This window comes from Arcticibacterium sp. (assembly GCF_055134445.1).
In genome coordinates this window covers 56662-69310 of sequence record NZ_JBSRVI010000062.1, presented here as the reverse complement: position 1 = coordinate 69310, position 12649 = coordinate 56662, and the positions used below count along the sequence as shown (strand labels likewise).

The 12649-nt window shown below is 37.7% G+C and carries 12 protein-coding genes; 1 reads left to right on the top strand and 11 read right to left on the bottom strand.

Features of this window, described 5'->3' with window-relative positions:
* Positions 1-84 precede the first annotated feature (84 nt).
* The 11 genes from ACTBZY_RS08485 to ACTBZY_RS08435 form a co-directional block, all read right to left on the bottom strand.
* A complete protein-coding gene (locus ACTBZY_RS08485; RefSeq protein WP_463045899.1) occupies positions 85-984 on the bottom strand; it encodes an SDR family oxidoreductase in 900 nt (299 codons plus the stop codon).
* Between the two features lie 14 nt (positions 985-998).
* Positions 999-1721 carry a peptidylprolyl isomerase gene (locus ACTBZY_RS08480; protein ID WP_463045898.1) on the bottom strand — a complete coding sequence of 241 codons (723 nt, stop codon included), beginning with the start codon at positions 1719-1721 and terminating at the stop codon, positions 999-1001.
* A complete protein-coding gene (gene hemC, locus ACTBZY_RS08475) occupies positions 1718-2638 on the bottom strand; it encodes a hydroxymethylbilane synthase (RefSeq protein ID WP_463045897.1) in 921 nt (306 codons plus the stop codon). Before hemC ends, ACTBZY_RS08480 begins: the two co-directional genes overlap by 4 nt.
* Before the next feature lie 2 nt (positions 2639-2640).
* Positions 2641-3264 carry a phosphatase PAP2 family protein gene (locus ACTBZY_RS08470; RefSeq protein ID WP_463045896.1) on the bottom strand — a complete coding sequence of 208 codons (624 nt, stop codon included), beginning with the start codon at positions 3262-3264 and terminating at the stop codon, positions 2641-2643.
* Positions 3265-3334: 70 nt separating this feature from the next.
* The gene (gene rpoN, locus ACTBZY_RS08465) at positions 3335-4837 is read right to left on the bottom strand and encodes an RNA polymerase factor sigma-54 (protein WP_463045895.1); all 1503 of its coding nucleotides are present in this window, start codon (positions 4835-4837) and stop codon (positions 3335-3337) included.
* 246 nt (positions 4838-5083) lie between these two features.
* The gene (locus ACTBZY_RS08460) at positions 5084-6280 is read right to left on the bottom strand and encodes a chorismate-binding protein (protein ID WP_463045894.1); all 1197 of its coding nucleotides are present in this window, start codon (positions 6278-6280) and stop codon (positions 5084-5086) included.
* Positions 6281-6289: 9 nt separating this feature from the next.
* Positions 6290-6730 (bottom strand): cytochrome c maturation protein CcmE domain-containing protein, encoded by a 441-nt coding sequence (locus ACTBZY_RS08455; RefSeq protein ID WP_463045893.1) that lies wholly within the window; start codon positions 6728-6730, stop codon positions 6290-6292.
* Positions 6731-6735: 5 nt separating this feature from the next.
* Positions 6736-6924, bottom strand: coding sequence for a CcmD family protein (locus ACTBZY_RS08450; protein ID WP_463045892.1), 189 nt, complete (start codon positions 6922-6924; stop codon positions 6736-6738).
* The gene (gene ccsA / locus ACTBZY_RS08445) at positions 6925-7593 is read right to left on the bottom strand and encodes a cytochrome c biogenesis protein CcsA (protein WP_463045891.1); all 669 of its coding nucleotides are present in this window, start codon (positions 7591-7593) and stop codon (positions 6925-6927) included.
* A gap of 39 nt (positions 7594-7632) precedes the next feature.
* Entirely contained in the window at positions 7633-8295 is a 663-nt protein-coding gene (locus ACTBZY_RS08440) for a heme exporter protein CcmB (RefSeq protein ID WP_463045890.1), read from the bottom strand.
* A 32-nt stretch (positions 8296-8327) separates the two neighbouring features.
* Positions 8328-9146 carry a 3-keto-disaccharide hydrolase gene (locus ACTBZY_RS08435; RefSeq protein ID WP_463045889.1) on the bottom strand — a complete coding sequence of 273 codons (819 nt, stop codon included), beginning with the start codon at positions 9144-9146 and terminating at the stop codon, positions 8328-8330.
* A 347-nt stretch (positions 9147-9493) separates the two neighbouring features.
* Between ACTBZY_RS08435 and ACTBZY_RS08430 the strand changes: the two genes are divergently transcribed.
* The gene (locus tag ACTBZY_RS08430; RefSeq protein WP_463045947.1) at positions 9494-12640 is read left to right on the top strand and encodes a SusC/RagA family TonB-linked outer membrane protein; all 3147 of its coding nucleotides are present in this window, start codon (positions 9494-9496) and stop codon (positions 12638-12640) included.
* Positions 12641-12649: the final 9 nt, after the last annotated feature.

Here is a 12649-nt window from a genome sequence, read left to right as displayed (position 1 = left end):
GCTTTTACTAAATATTCTAAATAATGATATTCGAAAAAAGCAAATATAAGGCTTCGGTAAGGTTTAATCTTCCAAAGCCGAATTTTAGCCAATTTGCTTAGCCAAAAATGCTATGCCTTCTTCAAAAGAAACAGGATCGTAGCCTAAGTCATTCACTGCTTTGTCGATATTGAAACCAGTACGAGGCGGTCTTTTGGCAGGCTGAGAGAATGTGGCTGCGGTGGCTTCTTTAATAAAAGATTTATCTAGCTTAAAGAAATCTGCCGTCATGATGGCCATTTCGTAAGGGTTTAGTAAATCTTTACCCGAAATGTTGAAAATGCCTTCTGCTTCTTTCTCTGCAATAAGAGCACAGCCTTTTGCCAAATCTTCTGCAAGGGTAGGAGTTCTCCATTGGTCATTTACTACGTTAATGGTTTTACCATCTTCTATAGATTTTTTAACCCAAAGAATAATGTTAGACCTGCTCATATCATGAGCAATGCCATAAACCAAAACTGTTCGGGCAATGGCCCATTTTATATTAGAATTTGTGATAAGATGCTCTGCCGCTAATTTGCTCCAACCATAAAAACTAATAGGGTTGGCCGCAGCTTTTTCGTCATAAGGTCCGTCGGAGCCATCAAAAATAAAGTCGGTAGAAAGATGAAGTAAAAAAGTATTATTCTTTTCACAGGCATTTACCAGATATTCTACTGCCGTTACGTTTTGAGCCCAGCAGTCTTCTTTCTCTGCCTCACATTGATCCACGTTGGTCATGGCAGCGGTATGAATTATAACATCTGGCTGTTGTTCGGTTATTACGCTGTTTACGTTTTCTTGCTTGGTGATATCCATGGTACAGAAAGTGTAACCATCTGTAAAAGGAAGACGATTTTCGCCTCTGGCAGTGGCAATCACGTCTGATTTACCCTCTTCAATTAATAGAGAAACTAGTTTTTGGCCTAAAAGACCATTAGAACCTGTAATAAGAACTTTTTTCATGTTTTTAGTGTGTTTTACTGAAATTGGTAGCCGTAAAGTTTAGTGATCTTTTTCTTTCTCATCTTTTTAACGGCAAGCTTCATAGAAACATTATCTGTAGGTCTGTCTGCCCTGTCTTTATCCACTTTTTCTATATCTTCCGCAATTGCTATTCCTGATATCACTGTACCAAAAACAGTATAATTATTATCTAAAAATGGCGTTCCGCCTAGTTCCTGGTATGTTTTTTTCTGTTCGTCTGTATACTTAAGTGGTTCTCTACCTTCTTCTTTAGATGCCATGCTAGACTCCATCATAGTTATTTGCTCTGCGGAGTATTTTTTTCCAGTAACTATATAAAACTGAGTACCTGAAGATTCTTTTTTTGGATTGTTTGATCTAGCAGCCGCTAAAGCACCTTTAGTATGTATGTGTTCTGGCGTAAATTCATATGGAATTTTAGCATATTCCTCACCACCACTTCCTAGTCTCGTTCCTCTTTCTGCATTTTTAGAGCTAGGGTCACCACCTTGAATCATGAATTCGTTAATAACCCGATGGAATACTGTGCCATTATAAACACCATCTTCTGCCAATTTGATAAAGTTGGCTTTATGTAATGGTGTCTCATCAAAAAGGATGATTTGCATGGTTCCTTTGCTAGTTTCCATGGTTACCAGATAGTCTTTCTTACTTACTTTTTGACCCATTGTGCTTAAAAAACACATGGTTAAAAGAATACTTAAAACGTGCTTCATGATTTATCTATTTCTCTTCTAATCTGTTCTAAAATTTCTTTTCCCCCATTATTTAAAAGCTCCATACCTACCTTTTCGCCTAGCTCTTCTGGATTTTTACCTTTTTCAGTTATTCTCAAAACCTCTTTCCCGTCTAGGCTTATAATACCGGCATTGAGTTGAATCTCTTGGTCTGCCGTTAATGTAGCTAGGCCAAAAACAGGAATAGAGCATCCACCATTCATGGTTTTAAGGAAGGCTCTCTCTGTTCGTAAACAGGTGGCTGTATCAGAATGATTGCAGGCTTCTTTAACGAATTCCTGTTTGCTTTTATCTAAATTATTGGCTGACTCAATAGCCACAGAACCTTGCCCAACCGCTGGCGTAAAGGTTTTATTGTCAATTACTTCTTGGATGATGTCATGGTATTCCATTCTATGCACGCCTGCATAGGCTAGCAGTAGGGCATCGCATGCTCCACTTTCCATTTTTGCTATTCTGGTTTGCAGATTCCCACGCATGTCTACAATAGAGGCTTTAGGATAAAATGCTCTTAACATCGCAATTCTCCTTGTACTGGAAGTGCCAATCACTATTTCGTCGGATAGGCTTAACTTCTTATGGCTAGCCAACACATCGTTTACTTTTTCTCTTTCTAAGAAAGCTATGATATTGAAATTTTCACCAATGTCGGATTGTAAATCTTTAGCACTATGTACTGCGATATCAATACTCCCATCGAGTAGCTGCTCTTCTAATTCTTCTGTGAAAACTCCTTTGCTACCAATTTTTGATAGAGATCTATCTTGAATTTTATCACCTTTAGTATGTATGATGATGACCTCTGTGGTGGCACCAGCAGCCTTCAGTTTGTTTTCCACATGATATGCCTGCCACAAGGCTAGTTTACTTCCTCTTGTTCCTATTTTAATATGCATATCTAAATAAATATAGAGCCAATAATACTAATAAATAATCCAATAAATAAGCCCGCAATAACTTGTAGTAAGGTGTGAGCGTTTAATCTCAGTCTTGCAGACATGATAAGCCCAGCTGCTAAAAGAGCGATAAGAAAAGGTATGGTGAGTAGATTTTCGTCATATCTAATTTTGAGCATCAATAATGCTCCCAAAACACCACCAATTCCGGCAGAATGTGCACTAATTTGCCATTTGAGACTTATTAAAGCCACCAATATGATAACCAGCGTTATAAAACCAATGATAATTCCCGTGGCCTCTAACTGTGGGCCTTTTTGAAATAGAAAGTAGCTTAAAAAGCCAGAGCTAGCTATAGAGAATAAATAGGGGATTCTTCTGTCCGATAAATGCTCTAGTTTAATGCTTTTTACAACACCTCTTTTATAAAGCCAAAAAATGAGTAATGAGGGAAACAAAAAAGTGTATGCAAAAACAAAACCTAATAAAATGATTTTGGCTTTGGGTGAGGTGCCATCTATTCCGACTATATACGGCGTGAAAAAGTATAATATAGCCAGTAAGACCGCAGGCATAATGCCAGGATGAAATGCGTAGGAAAAGAAATTAGCCAGTTTTTTGCTCACAAAAAGTAAAAATTCTGATGCTTGTATTTCTGCAAATATAGCATCAGAATTAACTATTAAAGCCTAAATTTTATAATTGTTTTCTAAGTCTAGCTACTGGAATGTTCAGTTGCTCACGGTATTTCGCCACTGTTCTTCTGGCAATTTGATACCCACGTTTTTTTAGCTGCTTTTCTAACTTGTCGTCAGAAAGAGGTGCGTGTTTTGGCTCAGAGTCTATTAGCTCTTTCAGTATGTTTTTAACTTCTCTGCTAGACGCATCTTCGCCAGATTCTGTAGAGATACCTTCAGAGAAAAAGTATTTTAAGGGATAAATTCCAAAGTCTGTTTGAACCGCTTTACTATTTGCTACCCTAGAAACGGTAGAAATATCCATATCAATTTTCTCTGCAATGTCCTTAAGAATCATTGGTTTTAGTTTGCTTTCATCGCCTTCCCAAAAGAACTCTTGCTGATATTTTACAATGGCCTCCATGGTTCTTAAAAGCGTTTGTTGACGCTGCACTATGGCATCAATAAACCATTTGGCGGCATCTAACTTTTGTTTTACAAAAGTGACCGTTTCTTTTATTTGCTTATTTTTTTTGTCGCTTTTGTCATAAGTGTCTAGCATATCTGAAAAAGATCTGCTTACTCTTAGTTCTGGAGCATTTTTAGAATTTAGAATTATGTCTAGTTTGCCATTCTCTTGCGTAACTATAAAGTCTGGCATCAGATAGGTGGCGGTGGCTCCGGAAGCTCCAACACTTCCTGGCTTAGGATTTAATCTTGTAATAAGAGCAATGGCATCCTTTAAGGTGTCGTGGTCCGTGTCGAGCTTCTTTTGAATCGTATCAAAATGCTTTTTTGTAAACTCATCGAAATAGCTTTCTAAAATTTTCTTTGCATTTACACATGCTACCGTTTGACAATTTAAACGCTCAATCTGGAGTAGAAGGCACTCTTGTAATGTCCTAGAGCCAATACCCGCTGGTTCAAATAACTGAACTTTGTGTAATACATTGATAACTTCTTCTTCAGACACATAAAGGTTCTGACCAAAGGCTAAATCGTTACAGATAGATCTGATGGGTCTTCTGATGTAGCCGTCATCCTCAATACTTCCTATTAATTGTAAACCAATAGCGGTTTGTTTTTCATCTAACTTAAGAAATCCAAGCTGCTGATTTAAGGTCTCCGTCAAAGTATCCATCGCAATAACCGGCATGCTTTCTCTATCTTCATCCCATGTATCACTTTGCATCTTATAACCTGCATATTCGTCCTTGTTCAGGTAATCCGACACATCTACTTTTTCTTGATAATTCAAGCTTTCGTAATCTGTGAAGTCATCACCATATTCATCATATTCAGAACTATACTCGTCAGAATCATATTCGTCCGAAGACCCGTATTCTTCTTCTTTAGTTTTTTCCTGAAATTCCATTCCTTCTTCAAGGGCTGGATTGATTTCTAACTCTTCTTCAATTCTTTGATCTAACTCTGCTGTAGGAATTTGCAAGAGCTTTATAAACTGAATCTGCTGCGGAGAAAGTCGCTGCTGTAAAGATTGATTTAAGGAAAGTTTTTGCATCGTAAGTCATTTATTGAGTAAATAAGTAAGTTGGATACCAACACTTTCACATGAACCATGCCAAATATTTTTCAAACCCTTTTTTTAGGCGATATATTTGATGTATTTCTTCGGGTTTAGGTATAGTGAATTTATTTATTACTCTCATTTATAGTGTGTTATGAAATAATCAAAATCCGTGCCTTATTTCTTTCATAATGATACAAAAAAAAAGGGATTTTGTCACTTTATAGCACAATTATCCCCTTAGGCGATAACTGTTTTCAGCTTAAATTCGGTTTCTTTCCACTCTTTTTCAGGGTTAGAATCGCCAGTGATTCCACAACCTGCATACAGGGTGATTTTATCAGATGAGGCCTTGAGTGTTCGAAGATTTACGAAAAGATTGGTTTTATTTTGGATGTTTACAGGGCCTAAAAAGCCGCTGTAAAAAGATCTATTATAATCTTCAGTCTCCAGTATGAAAGTATGAGCAGCTTCTCTTGGCATTCCGCAAATGGCCGATGTGGGATGAAGCAGGTCAATCATCACCGAGCCAAGCTGTGGGAACTCTATGGCTTTGGTGTCTATTTCAAAAGCGGTTTGAAGGTGGAGTAGATTGCCTGCTTTAATGGTTTTAGGGCCAATTTCTGTGAATTCTCTAACTCTTATTTTCTTTAAACAATTGATAATATATCGGCATACAAACGCCTGTTCTTCTATTTCTTTTTGTCGCCAAAGTGCATCAGCGGTTAAAATTTCCTGACCATCGGTATCGGTTGAAGATTGGGTTCCGGCAAGAGCCATAGTTCTAAAAATGCCGCTTTCGTCTTGTTCTACTAAGCTTTCTGGCGTGGCACCCATCCAGATCTCATTTTGCCAGGGCAAATAAGTAAGAGAACAAAAAACGCTACTATACTTCTGACTAAGTTTAATGAAATGTTTTATAGGCGAAAAATCTTCAGTTCTAGCTATTTCTTTTTGTCTAGAAAGCACCACTTTGTCGAAAAAACCTTCCTTAATCGTTTTAATGGCTTTAGCTACATTTTGAATAAATCTGTTCTTTTCGTCCGTATTTTCATCCAGAATAAAGCGGAATGCGTTTTGTGGTTTTTTCTTTGGTTTAGCACCTATATGGATGTCAATATAGGATGCTAAGGCATCTTCCGCTTCCTGACTTAAGGCATCATCAAAACTAGAAAAACTAAAAGACAGGTCGTTTTGGATAAACAAAGATTTGTTAGAATCAGCGTAATTAAACGGAGCAAAAGCGAAGCCTGAGCCTAGTTCTTCTAAATCAATTTTACGCCAAACGGCTTCTTTATTTGTAGAAATTACACAGTTATAAACGTTTTCGGCATTTGGCATACGCCAAATGGCAAAAGGTAAATGGCCAACTATAAGTTGTTCAAAAACATCTTGGATGGCTAATTGAGATATTTCCTTGATATTTTCTTCCGTCATTGAAGATGATTAGCGAAGAATTGCTGTTTGTTGATTTGAATCCATATCCCCATTATTATACTTTGAAGGGCACTTAAGAAGAATCTGTTCTGCTAAGAAGTAGTTCTTTTCAATATTCATTTTTCCGACCACTACTACCTTTTCAGAACGCTCCATGTCTTGAGGTTTGGCTTTAAGATAAACCACCCTAGATTCGAAATTCATAGAGTCTACCATCATAAACTCAAACTTGTTTGGGTCTATAGAAGGCTCATATTTCATGCCTTGAATATTTCCAGCCTGGTCTTTTTTTAGTTCTCCCACCACATGTACAGAACCACTTGAGCCTTCTTCGGCCATTATCTTGGCCTCATTAAAGTCTGAATAAGTACTAGCATCTCCTACAGTGGAGATAATCATGACAATGGCAACAGCAATGACACCCAATGCTATAATATGTGATTTTTTCATATCTACTAATTCGTTTTAGCTTGCTCTTCTAGTTTTCTAACTTTCTTATCTAACATAAATAAGTACACCATAATTCCAATAGTAACCACGGCAACTACTGCTATAACCACCCAAAACTTTCCGTCTGAACGAAGTTGGTCGGCCATTTCCACGTCTTGCTGAAGCATTAAGCTTAATAATATTGATAATAACATCTATTTATCTTGTTTAGCGTATTCTAATTTTTGTATTCTATATTTCAAATTGCTTATCCATAAACCAATTAATATCCAACCAATGATAGCGGGATAGAAAACGATTCTCATGTCGTTATCCATGTCAAATTTTCCAAAAGCGGGGTTCCCTCCGTTTCCGGGATGCAATGAATCTGTAACTCTAGGTAAAATCCAGACTAAGGGCATAAATGCGGCAAAGGCAAAAATGTTATAAACCGCTGAAAGTCTCGCTTTTTTCTGCTCGTCTTCAAAAGACCCACGAAGGATAAAATATGCTGCATAAATAAGCATACCTATTTCTACGGCTATTAGTTTTGGATCTATAGGTAATGCAGAACCCCAAGTAAAGTAACCCCATACGGCACCTGTAAGGAAACCAAGAATTCCGAAAACGAACGCCACATTAGCATGTGCCAAAGCAGCATGGTCAAAATTAATATCTCCTTTAAATAGATATTGAAATGATTTAACCATAGAAACGGTCATTAAGGTCATCATGGCAAACCAGAGCGGTACATGGAAATAGGTATTTCTAATGGTTTCGTTGAGGATGGGTAGGCGGGGAACTACACCAGTTAATCCAGCCACTGAAACATAAACCAGTATTACGGATCCTAGGATTTTCCACCAAGTATTTTTAAACGTCATATGAGTATTATTACAAATTTCTTAAGTCTAAAAAACAATTTAGCTCTTCCATAGAAAAGGGAAGAGTATATAACTTAACGCTATCACTATAGCGTCTATTCCTGCCAAAGTGAAAATTTCATCTTTGCTTACAAAAAAAGCCAAGCCGTCCATCGCGTTTTTGGAAAGCCTCATCAGCATTAAAAGCATCGGTATGATAATAGGGAAGCTTAAAAGTGCCATAAGGGAGCCTGAATTTTCTGCTTTTGAGGCAATTCCCGCCACCAAAGTTAAAACACCAGAAAAGCCCAATGCTCCAAGAACCAAAGAGAGTAAGTACAAAGGTAGGTCTTGTACCGGATTTTCTAAAAATAAAGTATAAATTCCGAAGCCCATAAATGCCAAGAGAAGCATCAAAAGGAAATTATAAATAAGTTTGGAAAGAATGATGGATTCTGGGTTTGCTAAAGAGTAGTAGTAAGGGTGTCTATTCTTATGTTCCTGAGCAAAGCTCTTAGAAATAGCATTAATGGCCGTAAATAAAATGATTATCCAAAAAAGTGTGTTCCAAACCGGTGGTGTTAAGGAGTTTGACTTTATTCTGAAACTAAGATAACAGATGAAAACAGTGGAAACTAAGTACAGAATCATGCCATTAAAGGCATATTTGTTCCGCCATTCCAAAGTGAATTCTTTTCCCAAAAGTGCCAATATCTCTTTCATACGCTCTTCTGAGGGCAAATGTACTTCACAAATTACTTTGAACCATTACTTTTAGCAGGTTTCGATAGATCTAATATTTCTATATTTCTAAACCAGACTGGATGACCTTCTGCTTGAAGTGCTATATAACCTTCCTTTAAAAGAGTCCCAGCCATTTTTTTAGCCCATGTTTTGTCCTTTAACCATCGGTCGGTTTCGTCCAATTCCCAACCGCCAATTTGAGGTTTATAGTAGGTCAGTACCGTATCTCCTTCTACCACATGATGAACTATGGAATCTCCTAACACTATGGCTTCCACACTGACCCATTGATCTTCAAATGTTCTACCACTGGAATACATCATATGGTCCGTATAAAGTTTGTTGTCACGTACTACATGTGTTCCAGGTGATGCCAGATTACCTGTGGCTCTATCGTTGCTATCTATTCTTGAGAGGAACTGCATTTCTATAGATGCAGGAAAGTCTTGATTCAATTGCTGGCTAGCGGCAGATTGGGCATGAAGCATTACGCCGCTGTTGGCCTCAGCATAAAATGGGCTACCGGGTGTTAGCTCTCCAAAAATCCTGTATTGCATTCTTAATCTATACTTTGAATAAGGTACATGGTAGTATAGGTGCCCAAATTCATGCGTGAAAGTATCATATTCAGCATAATTAACTTTAATGATGCTGTCTTCTACAATAAAAGTGTTTTTATAGTTGTCGTTGAGTTCATGACCAGATATTTTAATGTCCCATCCGTCTAGATTTTTACCATTAAAAAGAGATACCCATTCCTCTTTAGGTTCTTCATTTTGGCAAGCAGTTAGGAAAAGAAAGAGCAGTGAAAGAATACTTAAATATTTCATGAATATTGTTTTAAGGGCTTTTGAGAACGAATTGAAAAATAAAGACAAATAGGCTTACGTATACAGGTAGAGTTAGCGAGTAAGAGTAACTATTAACTCATTACAACCGCAATTATAAGTGAATTTTATCAACATATAAATATTAAAGGTGCTATCTGTATGGAAACTAGATAGGTATCTCATTAGCTTACACCTGTATGTAAAAAGTCTTCTTTTATATTGAAATCTTACTATCTTTGTGGCACCTATTACTACTTAAGAGGGCCTACAAGACAATAAATACACTCTAAACATTTGTTGATATGACAAAAAAAACTACTTTATTTAAAGTAGGTAGAGGACTTGTAATGCATTCTTGTAAAAGTTCAACCCTCAAGAATTTATTTTCTGTTCTATGCCTTCTATTGATTGTGTTTCAGGTTAATGCTGCTCAAAGCGTTACTGGAAAAATAACCGACGAAAATGGTGAAGGCCTTCCCGGCGTTACCGTTATTGAAAAAGGAACCACCAGAGGGACATCTACTGATTTGGAAGGTAATTTCAAATTCGAAGCCTCGGATTCCAAATCTGTACTGGTGTTTTCTTTTATTGGTTACAGAACGCAAGAAATTGTGGTTGGTAACCAAACAAAAATCAATCTTTCTTTAGAGCCTGACGCTTCTCATTTAGATGAGGTTATTGTGGTAGGTTATGGTACCCAAAAGAAAGAGACCGTGGTTGGGGCTGTGGCTTCTGTAAAAGGAGAAGACTTGATTAAATCGCCTGCTGTCAATGTTTCCAACTCTATTGCTGGTAGAATACCAGGTGTCGTGGCTGTGAACAGAAGCGGTGAGCCTGGTGCAGATGGTTCTCAAATCAGGATTCGTGGTTCCAATACTTTAGGAAACAACAGTGCCTTAGTGGTCATTGATGGTATTCCAGACAGAGCAGGTGGATTTGAGCGTTTAAATCCAAACGACATCGAAAGCATTTCTGTACTTAAAGATGCTTCAGCGGCCATTTATGGAGCTAGAGCTGCCAATGGCGTTATCCTGGTAACAACTAAAAGAGGTAAAGACGGTAAGCCTGCTTTATCTTATCAGTTTAACCAAGGTTTTTCGCAACCTACAAAGGTGCCAGACTTAGCCAATGCCAGACAATACGCAGAGATGCTCAATGATTTAAGTGTGTATGAGCTTCCTACTTCTCAATGGCAAGCTGCAAACGATGCCTACAAAGCTACGGGTGCTTATGGTGACCGTACTGCACCTTATTCTCCGGAAGATATGGAGCTTTATTCTAATGGTTCTGACCCATGGGGACATCCAGATACCGATTGGTATGGTGAAACATTGAAAAAATGGTCTCCACAGTCGAAGCATAACATTCAGCTTATAGGTGGTGGAGAGAATGTGAAATACATGACATCTCTTGGTTATCAGAAGCAGGATGCCTATTATAAAAACTCTGCGACAGGTTACGAGCAGTACAACATGAGAATTAATTTGGATGCCAATATTAATAAGTATGTTGATTTACAAATTGGAGCGGCTCTTCGTGAAGAATATAGACATTATCCTACAGAGTCTGCCAATGCTATCTTTAGAATGTCAATGAGAGGTAAGCCAAATCAGCCAGCATTTTGGCCAAATGGTAAGCCAGGTCCAGATATAGAGAACGGTCAAAACCCAGTGGTTGTTACCACAGATTTGACGGGTTATGATAGAGACAGAAGAGACTATATTCAAACTAACGGCTCTTTAAACATTAGAATTCCGGGCGTTGAAGGTCTTAAGTTTACAGGTACTGCGGCCATTGATAAGTCTATAACAACAACAAAAAGATGGCAAATACCTTGGACCTTATATGAAAAAGGAAATGGTTTTGAAGCTGATGGTGTGACGCCAGTGTTGGTTCCTAATAAAAGAGGACCTGCCGAGCCTAACTTGTCTCAAAGTAATTCAAATCAGCTTAATATCTTATTAGGAGGAATTGGTACTTATGAGAAGAAATGGGGCGAGCATTCTGCTACTATATTAGCGGGGGTTAACAGAGAGACCATTGAGGGAGATAACTTTAATGCTTATAGAAGATATTTCCTTTCGCCAGCCATTGACCAAATTTTTGCTGGTGGTGACTTAGAGAAGAATAATGGCGGTGGTGCTTTTGAGAAAGCACGTTTAAATTATTTTGGTAGAATAGCCTATAATTATAAAGAGAAGTATTTAGCTGAGTTTCTTTGGAGAAATGACGGTTCTTATATCTTCCCAGAGCAGACAAGATTTGGGTTTTTTCCTGGATTCTTGGCGGGTTGGGTGATGTCTGAAGAAAGCTTTATTAAAAATATTCCTGCCATTAGCTTCTTGAAATTGAGAGGTTCTTGGGGACAAATGGGGAATGATAATATTGAATACTTTGGCGTTCTACAAGAGTATCAGTTCTTGTCTACTTATGGTTTTAACAGTTACATTATTAATAACTCAGAAACCAAAACGTTGTTTGAAACGCGAGTTCCTAACCCAGCTATTACTTGGGAGGTGGCTAATAACGCCAACATTGGTCTTGAAGGAGATCTTTTTAAGAGCTCATTATTCTTCGAACTAGATTTATTTTATAATAAGAGAACCAATATCCTTTGGAAAAAGAATGCTTCCGTACCTCAAAGTACAGGATTGTCCTTGCCAGCTGAAAACATTGGTGAAGTTGCCAATAAAGGATTTGACTTTAATTTAGGTTATAGAGGTCGTTCTGGTGATGTCAAATATGAAGTAAGTGTAAATGGTGGCTATGCTAAGAATAAGATTCTTTTCTGGGATGAAGCAGCTGGAGCACCAGATTGGCAAAAATCTACAGGTAGACCTATCAATACTTTCATAGTGTATCAGTATGATGGTGTATTTAAAGACCAAGCAGAAATTGATGGCAACCAGCTAGATTATTCAGCCTTGGTTAATACGCTTCGACCTGGTGATATGAAGTATAAAGATTACGATGGAGATGGTAAGATTACGCCAGATGATCAAGTGAGAATGGACTTCAATAACATTCCCCTTTTCCAAGGTGGTGCTAACCTATCTGTTTCTTATAAAGCATTTGACTTATCTGTATTGATTCAAGGTGCTTTCGGTGCTAGACAATACATCAGTGCTGGTGAGTCTGGAAATATTGGTAACTACTTCTTAGATATTTACCAGAACAGATGGACCGTAGATAATCCAAGTAGTGTAGATCCAAGAATTGCCAACAGAAGTGATCAGTATTTCTCAGGTGGAAATACTTACTGGTTCAGAAAAGCAGATTATATCCGTTTAAAGAACTTTGAAGTAGGATATACTTTACCAGCTGCTTTGAGCTCAAAAATAGGCCTAAGCAACTTTAGAATTTATGCTAATGGATTGAACTTGTTTGACATCATGAACAAGCTAAAAGTGTTAGACCCAGAATCTGCGTCTACTAACGGTCAGTATTACCCACAAGCTAGAGTATTAAATACTGGCGTTTCTATTACATTTTAATTAAGGACA